Source organism: Sphingomonas glacialis (assembly GCF_014653575.1).
GTDB lineage: Bacteria > Pseudomonadota > Alphaproteobacteria > Sphingomonadales > Sphingomonadaceae > Sphingomonas > Sphingomonas glacialis.
In genome coordinates this window covers 86,541-101,870 of the sequence record NZ_BNAQ01000004.1, presented here as the reverse complement: position 1 = coordinate 101,870, position 15,330 = coordinate 86,541, and the positions used below count along the sequence as shown (strand labels likewise).

Annotated in this window: 16 protein-coding genes; 9 read left to right on the top strand and 7 right to left on the bottom strand. The window is 67.0% G+C overall.

The window, feature by feature from the left end; translation table 11 throughout:
• Positions 1-98: 98 nt before the first annotated feature.
• On the bottom strand, positions 99-2,084 hold the full coding sequence (locus tag IE187_RS13840; RefSeq protein ID WP_189676740.1) for an autotransporter assembly complex protein TamA: 1,986 nt from the start codon (positions 2,082-2,084) through the stop codon (positions 99-101).
• Between the two features lie 62 nt (positions 2,085-2,146).
• The gene (locus tag IE187_RS13835) at positions 2,147-2,356 is read right to left on the bottom strand and encodes a hypothetical protein (RefSeq protein WP_133187019.1); all 210 of its coding nucleotides are present in this window, start codon (positions 2,354-2,356) and stop codon (positions 2,147-2,149) included.
• 138 nt (positions 2,357-2,494) lie between these two features.
• Here IE187_RS13835 and IE187_RS13830 point away from each other — a divergent pair, with 138 nt between their 5' ends.
• The gene (locus tag IE187_RS13830) at positions 2,495-2,722 is read left to right on the top strand and encodes a hypothetical protein (protein WP_229839414.1); all 228 of its coding nucleotides are present in this window, start codon (positions 2,495-2,497) and stop codon (positions 2,720-2,722) included.
• On the opposite strand, the gene IE187_RS13825 is transcribed toward IE187_RS13830, so the two are convergent.
• A complete protein-coding gene (locus IE187_RS13825) occupies positions 2,719-3,354 on the bottom strand; it encodes a S24 family peptidase (RefSeq protein ID WP_229839413.1) in 636 nt (211 codons plus the stop codon). The genes IE187_RS13830 and IE187_RS13825 overlap by 4 nt on opposite strands.
• Before the next feature lie 84 nt (positions 3,355-3,438).
• Between IE187_RS13825 and IE187_RS13820 the strand changes: the two genes are divergently transcribed.
• Together IE187_RS13820 and IE187_RS13815 are read left to right on the top strand one after the other, a co-directional pair.
• Positions 3,439-3,621 (top strand): hypothetical protein, encoded by a 183-nt coding sequence (locus tag IE187_RS13820; RefSeq protein ID WP_133187017.1) that lies wholly within the window; start codon positions 3,439-3,441, stop codon positions 3,619-3,621.
• A complete protein-coding gene (locus tag IE187_RS13815) occupies positions 3,618-3,929 on the top strand; it encodes a hypothetical protein (protein ID WP_189676739.1) in 312 nt (103 codons plus the stop codon). Before IE187_RS13820 ends, IE187_RS13815 begins: the two co-directional genes overlap by 4 nt.
• Before the next feature lie 31 nt (positions 3,930-3,960).
• Here IE187_RS13815 and IE187_RS13810 read toward each other — a convergent pair whose 3' ends face one another.
• Positions 3,961-4,824 (bottom strand): hypothetical protein, encoded by an 864-nt coding sequence (locus IE187_RS13810; RefSeq protein ID WP_189676738.1) that lies wholly within the window; start codon positions 4,822-4,824, stop codon positions 3,961-3,963.
• Entirely contained in the window at positions 4,794-6,035 is a 1,242-nt protein-coding gene (locus IE187_RS13805) for a TIGR04063 family PEP-CTERM/XrtA system glycosyltransferase (RefSeq protein ID WP_189676737.1), read from the bottom strand. The genes IE187_RS13810 and IE187_RS13805 overlap by 31 nt, the downstream gene beginning before the upstream one ends.
• A gap of 122 nt (positions 6,036-6,157) precedes the next feature.
• Here IE187_RS13805 and IE187_RS13800 point away from each other — a divergent pair, with 122 nt between their 5' ends.
• Genes IE187_RS13800 through IE187_RS13790 form a run of 3 tightly spaced genes read left to right on the top strand, consistent with a single transcriptional unit; the run spans position 6,158 to position 8,776 of the window.
• Positions 6,158-6,301, top strand: coding sequence for a hypothetical protein (locus IE187_RS13800; protein WP_165954436.1), 144 nt, complete (start codon positions 6,158-6,160; stop codon positions 6,299-6,301).
• Positions 6,294-7,655 carry a putative O-glycosylation ligase, exosortase A system-associated gene (locus tag IE187_RS13795; RefSeq protein WP_189676736.1) on the top strand — a complete coding sequence of 454 codons (1,362 nt, stop codon included), beginning with the start codon at positions 6,294-6,296 and terminating at the stop codon, positions 7,653-7,655. Before IE187_RS13800 ends, IE187_RS13795 begins: the two co-directional genes overlap by 8 nt.
• Positions 7,655-8,776: an acyltransferase family protein gene (locus IE187_RS13790; RefSeq protein ID WP_229839412.1), complete on the top strand. Its 1,122-nt coding sequence runs from the start codon at positions 7,655-7,657 to the stop codon at positions 8,774-8,776. The genes IE187_RS13795 and IE187_RS13790 overlap by 1 nt, the downstream gene beginning before the upstream one ends.
• On the opposite strand, the gene IE187_RS13785 is transcribed toward IE187_RS13790, so the two are convergent.
• Positions 8,752-9,303 carry a type 1 glutamine amidotransferase domain-containing protein gene (locus IE187_RS13785; protein ID WP_189676735.1) on the bottom strand — a complete coding sequence of 184 codons (552 nt, stop codon included), beginning with the start codon at positions 9,301-9,303 and terminating at the stop codon, positions 8,752-8,754. The two genes, IE187_RS13790 and IE187_RS13785, sit on opposite strands and share 25 nt — an antisense overlap.
• A 93-nt stretch (positions 9,304-9,396) precedes the next feature.
• On the opposite strand from IE187_RS13785, the gene IE187_RS13780 reads away from it, so the two are divergent.
• Both IE187_RS13780 and IE187_RS13775 read left to right on the top strand, forming a co-directional pair.
• Entirely contained in the window at positions 9,397-10,401 is a 1,005-nt protein-coding gene (locus IE187_RS13780) for a DNA topoisomerase IB (RefSeq protein WP_133187005.1), read from the top strand.
• A 10-nt stretch (positions 10,402-10,411) separates the two neighbouring features.
• Positions 10,412-11,674, top strand: a complete 1,263-nt coding sequence (locus IE187_RS13775; protein ID WP_189676734.1) for a mechanosensitive ion channel family protein — start codon at positions 10,412-10,414, stop codon at positions 11,672-11,674.
• Positions 11,675-11,715: 41 nt separating this feature from the next.
• Here IE187_RS13775 and putA read toward each other — a convergent pair whose 3' ends face one another.
• Positions 11,716-14,712, bottom strand: a complete 2,997-nt coding sequence (putA, locus tag IE187_RS13770; RefSeq protein ID WP_229839435.1) for a bifunctional proline dehydrogenase/L-glutamate gamma-semialdehyde dehydrogenase PutA — start codon at positions 14,710-14,712, stop codon at positions 11,716-11,718.
• 162 nt (positions 14,713-14,874) lie between these two features.
• Here putA and IE187_RS13765 point away from each other — a divergent pair, with 162 nt between their 5' ends.
• Positions 14,875-15,309: a MaoC family dehydratase gene (locus tag IE187_RS13765; RefSeq protein ID WP_189676946.1), complete on the top strand. Its 435-nt coding sequence runs from the start codon at positions 14,875-14,877 to the stop codon at positions 15,307-15,309.
• Positions 15,310-15,330: the final 21 nt, after the last annotated feature.

The following is a 15,330-nucleotide window of genomic DNA, read 5'->3' as shown; positions in this document are numbered from 1 at the left end:
GAGAAGCGCGAACACGACTCGCCCCAGTGCGCCGTGCGGCTTGACCGTCGCGATCGGTGCCGCGTCGGCAGCGTGTTCGACGGGCGACGCGGCGTCGCTCAAAACGCCTGCCCCAGCGAGACATAGACCGCCACGCGCGGATCGCCCGGCGCGGGATTGACGGGCGTGCCGACATCGATGCGGATCGGCCCGAAATTCGAATAATAGCGCACGCCGAGCCCCGCGCCGTAGCGCAGCGCGCCGAAGCTCGGCAGCAGCCCGGTCGAGATATTGCCGCCATCGAAGAACGGCACGACCCCGAAATTGCCGAACGTCTTGACGCGCGCCTCGACCGAGAATTCGGCGAGACTCCGCCCGCCGACGGGGTCGTTGTTGGGATCGCGCGGGCCGATGTCCTGATAGCCATAGCCCCGCACCGACGCCCCGCCGCCCGCATAGAAGCGCCGCGACGGCGCGATCGCATCGCGCGGCGCACCCGCGATCGTGCCGAGCCGGATCCGCGCGGCAAGCACGGTGCCCTTGGCGACGCTCTTGTAGGCGCTCGCATCGACTTGCATCCGCGCATAGCCAAAGGCTTTGCCCTCGAGCGAAATCTCGGGCGACAGGCGTCCGCTGAGGCGGAAGCCGCGCGTCGGATCGAGCAAGTCGTTCGACCCGTCATAGCTCAGCACGGAGGGCAGCGCGCCGATGAAATAGGTTCGCCGCCGCGGCGCGCCGGTGTCGAGGATCACGTCGCGCTCGTCCGAGGCGACGAGTTCGGCGCCGAGCGACCACGTCCATTTTTTCTGGAAGAAGATGTTGGTCTGGCGCTCGAGGCTGCCCGACAGCGACACCGTGCGTGCTTGATAGGCGTTGCGTTTGACGTTCGAGGCGACCGTCTGGAAGGTCAGGATCCGGTCGCGTCCGTTGAAATTGTTGCGGCGGAAGGTGGCGCTGGCCGATTGCTCCTGCGTGCCGAGCACCCCCGCCAGCGTCAGCGCGCCTTCGGGCGGGAGGAGGTTGCGGTTGGTCCAGCTGAGCGCCGCACGCGCGCCCTCGCCGGTGCCATAACCGAGCTCGCCTGCAATCGTGTGCTTGGGTGCGGGCTCGAGCCCGACCGCGATGTCGACCGTGCCGGGTTCCTTGCCCTCTACGGGTGTGATCTTGACGCTCGACACCAGGCTGGTCTGGACAAGCGCACGGCGCAGATCGGCGAGCGCCGAGGCGTCGAACGGCTGGCCTGGCACGAAGCGCGCAATGTCCTGGACGTGGTCGGCATCGAAGATCGCGCTGCCCGACGTCATCGTGATCGCCCCGAAACGGCGCGCGCCGCCGGGGACGACGGTCAAGTCGAGCGTCGCGGTGTGCGCGGCCCGATCGACCACGATCTGCGGATCGCCGACGATCGCGAACGGAAAGCCGCGATCCCCGATCGTCGTGCGCAGGCTCGTCTCGGCCGCCAGCACCGCATCGACATTGACCGCGTCGCCCGGGTCGAGCCCGAACGCCTTGCGCAGCGCTGGCGCCTTCTCGCCTGCGGCATCGACACCGGCGACCGTCACGCCGCCGAAGGTGTACAGCGTGCCGGGGTCGGCATCGAGCACCACGAGCGGCCGCGCCGCGGGCTCGACGCGTGTCCCGACTCGCGCGTCGTAATAGCCTTCGCCGCGCAGCAGCGTCGTCAGCAGGGTCGCGTCCTCGCGCGCGCGGCGGTCGAGCTGCGCGGCGTTGGCGGGCTGCCCGTCATTGGACTTCAACGTCGAGAGTTGCGCGAAGCGATCGCGCAGCAGCGTGCTCGCCACGCTGTCGATCCCGTCGATGCGGTAGCTGTAGCGCGTCTCGCCGGTCATCGCGGTCGGGGTGTCGGCGACAACGGGTTCCTGCGGCGCTTTCGACAGATCGGGCCAGTCGACCCCGAGCCCCGGCAACGGTGCCATTGGCGATTGCGGATCGAGCGGGAGCGGCGTCTGCGGCCCCGGATCGGCGGGAGACGCGATCGGGCTCGCCGACGGCCGCGTCTGCGCCGCCGCCGCGCCGCACCCGACACACCAAAGAATTCCAGCGGCCGCCCGATACGCGCGCCGCCGCCCGACCGATAACGACATACGCCGTCCTAGCCCGGCTGCCGGGCGAACGACAGGGGTTTAGCGCGCGCCCGGCGGCGCAATCAGTGAATCGTGCCGATCGCGCGGTCGAACGAGAGCAAGGCGATCAAGCGCTCGATCTGCCGCCAGCGGCAGAAGTGCAGATAGTTGCCGAGATCGCGGCTGCGATTGGCGCGCGCGGCGGCCTCGAGCCCGGCGTCGCCGCCGAAGACCGTGATAAGATCGGTCGCGTGCGTCACTTCGGTGCAATCCGCGAGATAGGGAACAACCATGCACTCTCCGCACGTTACGCGACCGCGGGCTTGCGGACACGCGCTCGCTTCACGGTCCGTGCCAGACCGCGACATCCCCCTAAGCCCGCGCCTGACAAAGGTTAACGCCTCCGCGCGCGCCGCCCCAAGGCGCCCAGCATGGGACGCTGGCGTCCTGCGGCGGGACATGGCACAGCGCACGACATGGTCCGCTCATCCCCTCCCCGCACCCCGCTTGCCGGCGGTGCGCTCATCGCGATCGGCGCGATCGCCGGAACCGGCATCGGCCTGTTCACGCCGCTCGGCCCGACGCGTGGCTTCCTGATCGGGCTTGGGGTCGGGGTGGCGATCTCGCTCGTCATGTGGCTGCGCGACCTGCGGCGCTAACGCAGCGCGCGCGACAGCCAGACCACGCGGCCGATGATCGCGGCGGCAGTCGTGGTGATCGGCGGATAGGCCGGATTGTCGCTTTCGATCAGCATGCCATCCCTAGCCTTCGACACGCGCTTGACGAGCACGACCCCGTCGAGCCGCAATACGAAGATTGCTGGCACGGTGCCCAACCGCGTGTCGCGCTCGTCGATCACGATCTGGTCGCCATCGGCAATCGTCGGCAGCATTGAATCACCCCGCGCGCGCAGCATCGCCGCATCCTTCGCGCCGAGCCGCAACGATTCGAGCAAGCGCGGGTCGAGCAGCATCGCCCCCTCCCCCGGCGCGTCGCCGCTGAACGCACCCGGGCCGGCCGAAGCCTCGATATCGAGCCGACGGATCGGCGCCATACGCGGAGCCGCGACGCCGCCGAGTTCCGTCGCATCGACCCGGAAATAGGCAGCGAGCAAGGCGCGGTCGCGCTCGGCCAGATCGCGGGGCGTGCCCCGGCGGACATATTGCTGGAGATACGCCTCGTTGCGGCGAAGCATCCGCGACAGCGCGGCATAGCTGACGCCCTGCGCGTCGATTAGCGCGGCGAGCCGCGCGCGAGGATCGGAAGCGTCCATCGTCGCCATGATAGCCATAGGAATTTTCCTAGACAAGTTGGAAAATAGAACGGATCGTGAACACCAAGCCCATCGGCGCCGACGAATCGTGAGGAGACCTCCATGTCCGTGTTGCAGAAGATCGACCGTTATCTGAGGGCGAGCGCGATGCCGCCAACCACATTCGGGCGGCTGGCGGTGCGTGACCCCCGCCTCGTGCGCGACTTGCGCCGCGGCCGCGAACCGGGCGCCCGCATGGTCCGCCGGATCGAGGCGTTCCTGGCCGACCAGCGGGTGTCGCGGTGAGCCGCGGCCCCGATGCCGCGACGCTGCTCCGGCGTGCGCTAGAACGCCATGCCGACGCGGCGGGATGTGATGTCAGCGTGTGCGTGCGGGATTCGACTCGCTGGGCGAGCGCGACCTTTGCCGGCGCGCGTCACACCGTGGCGCTTACGCTGCCCGACGATCCCACGGGCGGACTATGGCTAAAGGCGCTCGCCGAGGCAGACCTGCCGATTCGCGGGCATCTCGTCGCCGACATCGTCATCCTGTCGGCCACTCGGCATGACGAAGAGCTCGTGGTAGCACTCGAAGCGCTGACCGTCGAAGTTTGACCGATGCGCCCGTCACCGGCGATTGCGCGAGTCAGCGCGGATCGGTCGCCATTTGCCGCAAGCTGCCGACCGTCCCTTCGATCGTCTCGGGCGAGGCTGCGGCCGGGTCGCGGCGGCCGACGACGCGTTCGAGCCGGTCGAGCAAGGCGTGGATCGTTTCCGACGGATCACCCGCGCTCTCGGCAGGACGAGCCGGACGCGATATCGGGCTGGGCGTGCGCCGCGCCGGGACAGGTGCGTCGATCGGGCCGAGCGGGAAAGTTTCGAAGCGTTCGCTCGGATCATAGATCTGGCGACGTGGGAGCGGCAGCGGCAGCGGCGCGCTCGCCACCACGTCAGGCTTGGGCTGGCCGTCGGGATCGGACGCCGGCACCCCGGGCTCGCGCAGGAAGCTTGAATCATAGGCCGAAAGCGGCTCGTCGAGATCAACCGGCAGCGGCCGTTCGACCAGCGGCGCGACGTCGTCGGCATCGAGGTGCACCGGGCGCGCGCGGACTTCAAGGAACGGCGTGCCGAGATCGGTATTGGCAAACAGCGGACGGCGCGCCGGCGCATCGGGATGCGCGTCGGCGCGACGCAGCACGGGCGCGTTGTCGCCGTCCGAAACCGGGCGGCGCAGCGCGATCGTGCGGCCGCCGAAGGTCAGGAACAACGCGAACCATGCGAGCACGCCGACACCACCACCGCACAGCAGCACCAAGGCGGCGCGCGCGGTGAGCCCCAAGGGCGGTTCGGCTGCCGAGATCACTGCGGCGATCCCGCTATCGACCACCATCGATTCGAGCAGCGCTGTCGGGACCAGCGCAAACATCGCCGCGGTCAGCACCCCGATTATCCCCGCGACGAGCGGGGCCAGCGGGAGGGTCAGGCGTTGAGGATTGGAGGAGACGGCCATGCACTCTGCTCTGCCATACTATCAGTAAGTTTTTGGTAAACGGGCGCGTAACGCGCCACGTTAACGGCCCAGTTACGCTCTGCCTCGACAAAAGTACGCCCGCGCTCGCGGCGGCCTTCCCAGCTCCCACGGTCCGCGAGCAGATCGGCGAGCGATTGCGACATCGCGCTTGGGTCGCCGGGCGGGAACAGCGTGCCCGTCTCGGGATCGCTGATCAGCTCGCGGTGCCCGCCAACGTCCGAGGCGGCGACGAGTCGGCGCTGCGCCATCGCCTCGAGCGGCTTGAGCGGCGTCACCAGATCGGTCAGCCGCATCTTCTTGCGCGGGTAGGCCAGCACGTCGATCACGCTGTAATAGCGCTCGACCTCGCCGTGCGGCACGCGCCCGACGAAATGGATCTGCGCCGCCACCGGCGATGCCGCGGCTTGCGCGTGCAACGCCGCCTCCATCGGACCGCCGCCGACGAGCACGAGATGCGCTTGCGGGCGCGCAGCGACCAGGGCGGGCATCGCCGCGATCAGATCGTCGAGCCCTTCATAATCGTAGAAGCTGCCGATGAAGCCGATCACTTCCTTGCCCGTCACGCCGAGCGTTGCGGCAAGCGCGGCGTCGTGCGGCAGCGGGGTACCGAACATCGCGAGATCGACGCCGTTGGGCGAGACGATCAGCTTGCCCGGATCGATCCCGCGCGCGATCAGATCATCGCGCAATCCCTCGCAAATCACCGCGACCGCATCGGCCCGCTTGACCGCCCATGTCTCGAGCGCGCGAGTAGCACGATAGCGCAGCGATCCTTCGCGCCCCGTCCCGTTGCCGACCGACGCGTCTTCCCAGAAAGCGCGGATCTCATAGACCAGCGGCAATTTGTATTTGCCCGCGACGCGCAAGCCGGCGAGCGCATCGAGCACGGGCGAATGCGCGTGGAGAATATCGGGCTTGAACTGCTCGACCACCTCGCCGATTCGCTTGGCGAAGGCCGCGATCTCGCGCAGTTCGCCGAATGGCGCGGGCAAGCGCTTGACCGCAGCGGTGCGGTAGAAGTCGATGCCATCGACGCTCTCCAGCCCCGCCGCTGGCGATGCATGCCGCGGCCCGGTGACTGCGGCGATCGTCCAGCCGCGTCGCATCTGGCTCTTGAGGATTGCGCGGGTGCGAAAGGTGTAGCCGCTTTGCAACGGCAGGCCGTGATCCAGAAGATGAAGAATACGCATGCTATCGCCCTAACGCACGAGTGCTTAACGGAGCCTCAACTTGAACGCACGTAGAGCGGCTGTGCCCGTTCGGGCCACCCGGCGATAGGGCGGATGCGAGCAGCGGAAAGGAGCGCGACGGCATGATCGACAATCTCGCGCTGGCGATCAGCCACGGCCTGATCGCGCTGACGATCTGGCGGCTGCTGCGCCGGCCCGATCTCGACCGCGAAAGCGTGCCCGGCGAGGCCCCCGCCCGAAAGCGGAAGGGCCGCCCGCTTGCGTGATCTCGTCTTCGTCGCCTTTCTCGCCGCCTTCTTTGCGGCGGGGTTTCGCCGGCCGTTCATCTTTGTCCTTGCCTATGTCTATATCGACGTCGTCGCGCCGCAGCGGCTGACGTATTTCCTGCTCAACAGCATCCCGATCTCGCTGATCGCGGTGGTGCTTTCGGTTGGCGGATGGCTCGTCGCCGATGACAAGACCGGCACGCGCGTCGCGCCGCGGCAGGGCCTGATCGTCGTGCTGATGGTCTATTGCTACTGCACCACGCTCACCGCCGATTTCCCGGTCGAGGCGCTCGATAAATGGGGCTGGGTCTGGAAGTGCCTCGCATTTGCCGCCTTCCTGCCCTTCACGCTGCGCACCAAGCTCCGGATCGAAGCGCTGCTGCTCGTGATGGTCGCCTCGGCGGCATCGATCATCATCGTCGGCGGGATCAAGACGATTGCCAGCGGCGGCGGCGGCTATGGCTCGCTCAACTTGATGGTGTCGAACAATTCGGGGCTGTACGAAGGCTCGACCATCTCGACCGTCGCGGTCGCGATCATCCCGCTGATCCTGTGGTTCACGCGGCACGGCACGATCTTCCCGCCCGACTGGAAGGTGAAGGGCTTCTGCTACGCGCTGGTCTTTTCGTGCCTGCTGATCCCGGTCGGCACCTCGACGCGCACCGGATTGCTGTGCATCGGCCTCGTCGCGGTGCTGATGCTGCGCGATGCCAAGCGCAAGGTGCTGTATCTGTGTCTGCTCGCTACCGCGGGCATGATCGCAGTGCCCTTCCTGCCATCGTCGTTCACCAACCGGATGAGCACGATCAAGACCTACAAGGGCGACGAATCCGCCTCGACGCGGCTCGCGGTGTGGGGCTGGACCTGGGACTATGCCAAGGAGCACCCGATGGGCGGCGGCTTCGAAATGTACCGCCAGAACAAGATCCGCTACGATACCGAACGCGTCGAAGGGACCGCCGCGAATTCCACCGTCGACCGCCATTTGACGGTGGATCAGGCCCGCGCCTTCCATAGCGCCTATTTCGAGATGCTCGGCGAACAAGGCTTTCCCGGGCTCATCCTCTGGCTTTCGATCAGCCTGATCGGCATTTTCCGGATGGAAGTGCTGCGCCACCGCTATCGCAAGGCGGCGGCGGATATGGCGTGGGTCACGCCGCTCGCCGGCGCGTTGCAATCGGCGCATATCGTCTATCTGCTCGGCGCGGCGTTCATCGGCATCGCGTTCCAGCCGTTCGTCTACATGCTGATCGGCGCGCAGATCGGGCTCGATACCTACCTCTCGCGCAAGCGCGCCGGCGCGCCGTGGCAGCAGCGCCGGGCGGTGCGAACGGTCGAACCCGCGTCCGCCTGATGTCGGCCCCCGTCCCCACCGCTGCCGTCCACCGCCACGAACTGCGCGCACTGACCGGGATGCGCGGGATCGCCGCGTGGTTCGTCGTGCTCTATCATATTCGGCTGTCGCTCGACTGGCTGCCGCCAACGCTGCTGGCCGTCTTCGCCAAGGGGTATCTCGCGGTCGATTTCTTCTTCCTGCTTTCGGGCTTCGTGATCTGGCTGAGCTGGAGCGCGCGGCTGCGGCAAGGCGGGGTCCGCGCGGTGCCGGGCTTCCTGTGGCGCCGGCTTGCACGGATCTGGCCGTTGCACATCGTCGTGCTCGGCGCGACGCTCGCGCTGGTGCTCGCGCTTGCCGCGACCGGGCGGCACGATGCGGCGCATTACCCGTATGCCGAACTGCCGCTCCATGTCCTGCTGATGCAGACATGGGGGTTCACCGATCGCCTCGCATGGAACGACCCGAGCTGGTCGATCAGCACCGAATGGGCGGCGTATCTGCTGTTCCCGCTCGTCTCCTTCGCGCTCGACTGGCGGCGCATACCGAGCTTGGGCGTGGTCGCCGCGATCGTCGGCTTGCTCGGGCTGTTGCACGTCGCGATGGCGGGTTCGCCGACGCTTGGCTTCGAGATCTGGACCTACGGGCTACGGCGCTGTCTGATCGAATTCGCGGTCGGCGGCGCGCTGTGCTCGCTATGGGAGCGGTGGCGCGATGCACCGATCCTGCCTGCGCTCGTGGCGATAGGCTGTACGGTGGTGGCGTATGCCGCAAAGCTATCGGGCCAGCCCGAGACGCTGACGGTGCCGGCCGCCTTTGCTGCCGCGCTGCTGGCGCTCGCCCTTACCTCGGGACTGCGCGGCAACCCGCTCGAAATCCCCGCGCTGCACTATCTCGGCGAGATCAGCTACGCGACGTATCTCAGCCACTTCCTGCTGTTCGTCATCTTCAAGCTCGCCTTGGTCGACGACGTACACAGCATCGCCCCGGTCCTGGTCGCGCTGTATCTCGCGCTCGTCCTCGGCACGTCGGTGGCGCTCCACCACCTGGTCGAGCGCCCCGCGCAAAGCTGGATGAACCAAATCCCCGCCCGCTTGCGGCGAGCGAGGATCTCGGGTCAGGCGTCTTCCAGCTCTTCCTGAAGCGCCGCGAGGATCGCCTTGTTGAAGGCAGGAATATCCTCGGGCTTGCGGCTGGTGATGAACGATCCGTCGACGACGACTTCCTCGTCGACCACATCGGCGCCGGCATTGGCGAGATCGGTCCGCACCGACGGCCAGCTCGTCATGCGGCGACCGTCGACGACATCGGCCTCGATCAGCAGCCACGGCGCGTGGCAAATCGCGGCGATCAGCTTCTCGTCGTCGGCGAATTCCTCGATGATCTCGATCGCGCGGTCGTTCATCCGCAGCGTGTCGGGGTTGGCGACGCCACCCGGCAGCAGCAGCGCGGTGTAATCCTCGGTATCGACGTCGTCGAGCAGCATGTCGGGCGTGATCGTGTCGCCCTTCTCGTCATGGTTCATGCCCTGGATCGGGTCCATCTTCTCCGAGGCGAGCGTCACCTTGACGCCGGCGTCAAGCAGCGCCTGGCGCGGTTCGAAGAGTTCGACTTGCTCGAAACCATCGGTTGCGAGAATGAGCACGTGGACGTTTGAAAGATCGGCCATGGGGAGTCTCCGGCTAAGTGTTCCGGCGGCTTAACCATCGGGAGGGCCAGCCCGTTCCGGAACGTTGCGATGGCCCGTGCATTCATAAGGGCCATGACGAAGCTTTCTTACCACGACGACAGTGACCCTGGTATTACACGCAAGGCCGTGCGCCATGGCTGGGGCTATTATGATGTCGATGGTGCGCGCATCACCGATCGCGACGAGATCGACCGGCTGAACGCGATCGGCCTGCCCCCCGCCTATCGCGATGCATGGTACTGCCCGAGCCCGACCGGCCATATCCAGGCGGTCGGCTGGGACGAGAAGGGCCGCAAGCAATATCGCTATCACGTCGATTTCCGCGAGACGCAGGAAGCGGCCAAGTACGAGTTGTGCGCGCCGTTCGGCCATGCGCTGCCCAAGCTGCGCGCACGCGTCGCCGCCGACCTCGCCAAGCGCGGGATCGGCAAGGATACCGCGGTCGCGGCGGTCGTCCGGCTGCTCGATCTCGGCAAGGTCCGCATCGGCAACGAAGGCTATGTGAAGGCGAACAAGAGCTTCGGCGCGACCACCTTGCGCAAGCGCCACGCCGCGCTGAAGGGCCAGTCGCTGAAGCTCCAGTTCAAGGCCAAGTCGGGCAAGCTGCGCGTGCTGACGATCACCGACGGATCGCTCAGCCGCTTCGTCAAGCGCTGCCAGGATCTCCCCGGGCAGCACCTGTTCCGCTGGGTCGACAGCGACGGCGAGGCGCACCCGGTTACCTCGTCCGACGTCAACGCCTATATCCGCGAGGCGATGGGCGCCGATTTCACCGCGAAGCATTTCCGCACATGGAGCGCGAGCGTGCTCGCGTTCGAGGCGCTCGCCGGCGCGACGCACGACATCAGCCTCAAGACGATGTTGCTGCCGGTCAGCGAAGCGCTCGGCAACACGCCCGCGATCGCGCGCAAATCCTACGTCCACCCCGCTTTGCTCGCGCTCGCCAAGGACGGACAGTCCGCGTTTCGCGAAACGCTCCGCCTGCCGCGCAGCACGCAGCATTTAAGCCGCGCCGAACGCGGCTTGCTCGCTTTCCTCGAACAGGGCACGCCGCCGTCTTCCGCGAAAGCCGCCTGAGAAGTTTTAAATGACCGTCAAGAATAGCACTTCGATCCTGCCGCCGATCCGCGTCCAGGATTTCGACGAACAACTCCGCAGCCTGATCGGCACGACCTATCGCTGGGCCGCGACACATTGGCTCCAGCTCATCATTGCTGTCGGGATGGCCAGTCTGCTGGTGTTCGCGATGCATTTGGTGCGGCGTATCGCGCGCAAATACTGTGCGCACCCCAAGCAATCGCGACGCTGGGGCGCGATCGTCGCGCGGGCGGTGCTGGCGACGGGCAACACCTTCATGGTGGTGGCGGCGGTCAAGCTCGTCAGCGCGGGCAATTTCGCCGGCACGCCGCAAGAGGTGCGCGCGACGATCAACCTCGTCTGGATCCTGACCGCGGGCTATCAAGGCGCGATCTGGGCGCGTGAGATCATCATCGGCGGAATCGAATATCGCACCGCCGACGAGCATTATTCGGGCGAGGCGATCGGCAGCGCGATGGGAATCATCCGCATCCTCGTCGGCTTTGCCGTGTTCGCAATCGCCGCGATCGTCGTGCTCGACAATCTGGGGGTCAACGTCACCGGCCTGATCGCAGGTCTCGGCGTCGGCGGCATCGCGATCGGTCTGGCAGCGCAGGGCATCTTTGCCGATCTGTTCGCCGCGCTGGCGATCATCTTCGACCGCCCGTTCCGCCGCGGCGACGCGATCAGCTATGACAAATCGTCGGGCACGGTCGAGGCGATCGGCCTCAAGTCGACGCGCATCCGCGGCGTCACAGGCGAGGAGCGGATCGTCGCCAACAAGCAATTGCTCGAGAAGGAAATCATCAACAACACGCAGCGCGAATATCGCCGCGTCGTGTTCACGCTCGGGCTGGTGCAATGGACGCCGATCGAGACGCTCGAGGCGCTGCCGACGATGATCAAGGCGGTGGTCGAGGAAAAGGGCATGAAGTTCGTCCGCGCGGGCTTCACCACCTTCGGCGCGAGCAGCTACGATTTCGACGTCGAATTCGACTCGCCGAGCGCTGCCTTCCAGGAATTCTACGACGCGCGCCATATGGTGGCGCTGGCAATCATCCGCTGCCTCAACGATGCGGGGATCAGCCTCGCTTATCCCACGCAGACGAGCTTCACCGCCGCGCCCGACGGCGAGATGGTGCTGCCGTATGCCGCGACCGACCCGCGCCCGGCTGCGGAAAAGGCCGAGCCGACGCCCGTCCCCGCCCACCGCCAGGGAACGGGCGCGACGCCGAGCGACTCGGCGGTCGATGGCGATTCAGGCCACAGCTAACCCGCCGTCACCCCGGCCTTGTGCCGGGGTGACGTAACGGCTCAGATCCCGCCTTCGTCCAGGCTCAGCAACGTCGCATTGCCGCCCGCGCTGGTCGTATCGATCGACACCGCGCGCTCGACCACGAAGCGGTGGAGGTAATGCGGCCCGCCCGCCTTTGGGCCCGTCCCCGAAAGCCCCTCGCCGCCAAACGGCTGCGACCCGACTACCGCGCCGATCATCGAGCGGTTGACGTAGAGGTTGCCGACCTGCGCCAGCGCCTCGGTCTCGTCGGCAGCGCGCGCGATGCGGCTGTGGAGCCCCATCGTCAGGCCATAGCCCTTGGCGTTGACCGCCGCGATCGTCTCCGCAAGCTTGCCCGCCGGCCATGTCGCGACGTGCAGGATCGGCCCGAACCATTCCTGCGTCAGATCCTCGATCCGATCGAGCTGCACCAGCGTCGGCGGCACGAACAGCCCCTCGGCGGGCGCGTCGAGCGTCTTCACCACACCAGCGCGCGCGCGATACGCCATCAGCTTGTCGTACGCCGCCTGGTCGATCACCGGGCCGACATCGGTCGCCGGATCGGCCGGATCGCCGAGCCGCAGCGTGTCCATCGCGCCCTTCAGCATCTCGATCGTCGTGCCCGCGATCTCCTCCTGCAACAGCAGGAGGCGGAGCGCCGAACAGCGTTGCCCGGCCGAGCGGAACGCCGATGTCACGACGTCCGCCACGACTTGCTCGGGAAGCGCGGTCGAATCGACGATCATCGCGTTGATCCCGCCGGTCTCGGCGATCAGCGGGACGATCGGACGGCTGTCGTCCTCGAGCAGCGACCGTGCGATTTTCCGTGCGGTGGCGGTGGAACCCGTAAAGGCGACGCCCATCACGCGCGGATCGGCCGTCAGCGCGGCGCCGACTTCGGGGCCGCCTGGGAGCAGGATCAGCGCGTCCTGCGGCACACCCGCTTCATGCGCGAGCTCGACCGCGCGCGCGGCGATGCGCGGCGTCTGCGGCGCGGGCTTGGCGACGACGCTGTTGCCCGTAACGAGCGCGGCGACCGTCTGGCCGAGGAAGATTGCGAGCGGGAAGTTCCACGGCGCGATCGTTGCCCACACGCCGCGCCCGTCGAAGCGCAGCACGTTGCGCTCGCCGGTTGGCCCGGGGAGTTCGATCGGCTGGAGCCCATCGCGTGCTTGCTGCGCATAGTAGCGACAGAAGTCGACCGCCTCGCGCACTTCGCCGAGCGCATCGGGGATCGTCTTGAAGGCTTCCTGGACGCAGATCGCCATCAGTTCGTCGCGGTGCTGCTCGAGCAGATCGGCGAGGCGATCGAGGCACGCGGCGCGCTGGGTGACGGGGGTGGCGGACCAGGCGGGGAACGCCGCATGCGCACGCGCAACCGCGGCTTCTGCAAGCCCCTCCCCTTCAGGGGAGGGGTTGGGGTGGGGCTGTACCAAGGGCTGGTCTCGGTGAGACACGGCCCCACTCCCGGCCCCTCCCCTGAAGGGGAGGGGAGATTCGACCGCCGCAACCGTCTCGCGCAACACCACCCGGTCCGCCAGATCGAGCCCGGCGCTGTTCCGTCGCCCCGCCCCGAACAGATCGACCGGCAACGGAATGCTCGGATGCCGCGCGCCAGCCACCGCAGCGATCTTCGCCACCGGGTCCGCGAGGATCTCGGCCTCGGTCAGCCGCTCGTCCGCCAGCTGATGCACGAACGACGAATTCGCGCCATTCTCGAGCAACCGTCGCACCAGATACGCCAGCAAATCGCGATGCCCGCCGACCGGCGCATAGACCCGGCAATGATAGCCATTCTCGCGCACCATCCGCTCGTACAGCCCGTCACCCATGCCGTGCAGCCGCTGGAATTCGAAGTCGCGGCTGTTGCCGGCCCACTCCATGATCGTCGCGACCGTCAGCGCATTGTGGCTGGCGAAGGCCGGACGGATGTTCGGCGCATCGAGCATGTCGCGCGCCACCGCCAGATACGACACGTCGGTCGCTGCCTTGCGCGTGAACAGCGGATAATCGGCCAGCCCCTCGACCTGCGTGCGCTTGATCTCGCTGTCCCAATAGGCACCCTTGACCAGCCGCACGTTCATGATGCGATCGAGCGCGCCCGCCCACGCAACCACTGGCCGCGCGCGCTTGCCGTATGCCTGGACCGCCATGCCGAACCCGTCCCAGCCCTTGAGGCTCGGCAGCGCGGCAACGGTGCCGATGATATCGAGGCTCATCTCGAGCCGCTCGCTTTCCTCGGCATCGACCGTCAACGCGATGCCCTTGCTCGCCGCCTGCACCGCAAGCGCCTCGAGCATCTCGGTCAGCGCCGGCACGCACTCGTCCCAGCGCGACACTTCGTAGCGCGGGTGCAGTGCCGACAATTTGACCGAGATCGAATGCCCCGCCGCCGGATCGCGCCCGACCGCGTCGACCGCATCGGTGTAAGCGCGAAAATAGCGCTGGGCGTCGTCGTGCGTCCGCGCGGCTTCGCCGAGCATGTCGAAACTCGCGGTAAAGCCCTTGTTCTCGGGCTTGCGCATCCGCTTCATCGCTTCGTCGATCGTGCGGCCCATCACGAAGATCTCGCCCATCATCCGCATCGCCGCGCCGACCGCCTGGCGCACGAACGGCTCGCCCGCGCGGCTGATGAGACGGCGGAGCGAACTCTGCGTTTGACCATCACCGACGAGCGCACGGCCAACGACCAGCCCCCAGGTCGCCGAATTGACGAGCGTCGAGTTCGACTTGCCCGTGTGCGCGCGCCAATCGGCATCGCCGAGCTTGTCGGCGATCAGCAGATCGGCGGTCTCGGGATCGGGCACGCGCAGGAACGCCTCGGCGAGCGACAGCAGCGCCACACCCTCGGACGAATTGAGCCGATATTCCTGTAGAAACTGGTTCACCCACCCCTTTCCCTGCGCCGCGCGCAGGTCGGCGAGCAGGCCCAGCGCATGTCCCATTACCCGCTCGCGCGAATCGGGCGTGAGCGCGGCACGGTCCAGAAGCGACTTTAGAACATCGGGTTCGCTCGCCCGGTGCAAAGCGCCCATGGATTTGCGGGCTGTGGACGCTACGTCAAAGGTCATGTTCCGGTTTCCGGTCAGGGTGAGACTTGCGCGCGGCGTGCGTGAGTGCCATTTGCCGGCGCGACGTCGCCTATGCGACGAATTTGCTTTCAGGGGAATGCCGTGACGACCGTTACAGCTCAGGAAATGACCGGCCGGATCGGTACCGAACAGGTGTCCGACTGGGTCGAGGTCAGCCAGGAGATGATCGACAAGTTTGCAGATGCAACGGGCGATCATCAGTTCATCCACGTCAACCCGGCAATGGCCGCGATGACGCCGTTCGGCGGGACGATCGCGCACGGCTTCCTGACGCTGTCGCTGATGCCGCTGCTGTCGTCGAAGATCATCGATCCGGTGACGATCGACGGCGTCAAGATGGGGATCAATTACGGCGGCAACAAAGTCCGCTTTCTCCAGCCGGTCCGCTCGGGCAAGCGCGTGCGCGGGCGTTTCAAGCTGCTGAGTTTCGACGAGAAGCGTCCGGGCCAGTGGCAGCAGACCAACGAATTTACGGTCGAGATCGAAGGCGAGGTAAAGCCCGCGATGATCGCCGAATGGATGTCGCAGATTTTCGTTTGATCCTTGGCGTCGCCCCGGCGG

What these genes read in the sequence shown, in the direction of transcription:
- IE187_RS13840 (WP_189676740.1), bottom strand. Translation starts at nt 2,084, where the DNA reads ATGTCGTTATCGGTCGGGCGGCGGCGCGCGTATCGGGCGGCCGCTGGA.
- IE187_RS13835 (WP_133187019.1), bottom strand. Translation starts at nt 2,356, where the DNA reads ATGGTTGTTCCCTATCTCGCGGATTGCACCGAAGTGACGCACGCGACC.
- IE187_RS13830 (WP_229839414.1), top strand. Translation starts at nt 2,495, where the DNA reads ATGGGACGCTGGCGTCCTGCGGCGGGACATGGCACAGCGCACGACATG.
- IE187_RS13825 (WP_229839413.1), bottom strand. Translation starts at nt 3,354, where the DNA reads ATGGCTATCATGGCGACGATGGACGCTTCCGATCCTCGCGCGCGGCTC.
- IE187_RS13820 (WP_133187017.1), top strand. Translation starts at nt 3,439, where the DNA reads ATGTCCGTGTTGCAGAAGATCGACCGTTATCTGAGGGCGAGCGCGATG.
- IE187_RS13810 (WP_189676738.1), bottom strand. Translation starts at nt 4,824, where the DNA reads ATGGCCGTCTCCTCCAATCCTCAACGCCTGACCCTCCCGCTGGCCCCG.
- IE187_RS13805 (WP_189676737.1), bottom strand. Translation starts at nt 6,035, where the DNA reads ATGCGTATTCTTCATCTTCTGGATCACGGCCTGCCGTTGCAAAGCGGC.
- IE187_RS13800 (WP_165954436.1), top strand. Translation starts at nt 6,158, where the DNA reads ATGATCGACAATCTCGCGCTGGCGATCAGCCACGGCCTGATCGCGCTG.
- IE187_RS13790 (WP_229839412.1), top strand. Translation starts at nt 7,655, where the DNA reads ATGTCGGCCCCCGTCCCCACCGCTGCCGTCCACCGCCACGAACTGCGC.
- IE187_RS13785 (WP_189676735.1), bottom strand. Translation starts at nt 9,303, where the DNA reads ATGGCCGATCTTTCAAACGTCCACGTGCTCATTCTCGCAACCGATGGT.
- IE187_RS13780 (WP_133187005.1), top strand. Translation starts at nt 9,397, where the DNA reads ATGACGAAGCTTTCTTACCACGACGACAGTGACCCTGGTATTACACGC.
- IE187_RS13775 (WP_189676734.1), top strand. Translation starts at nt 10,412, where the DNA reads ATGACCGTCAAGAATAGCACTTCGATCCTGCCGCCGATCCGCGTCCAG.
- putA (WP_229839435.1), bottom strand. Translation starts at nt 14,712, where the DNA reads ATGGGCGCTTTGCACCGGGCGAGCGAACCCGATGTTCTAAAGTCGCTT.
- IE187_RS13765 (WP_189676946.1), top strand. Translation starts at nt 14,875, where the DNA reads ATGACCGGCCGGATCGGTACCGAACAGGTGTCCGACTGGGTCGAGGTC.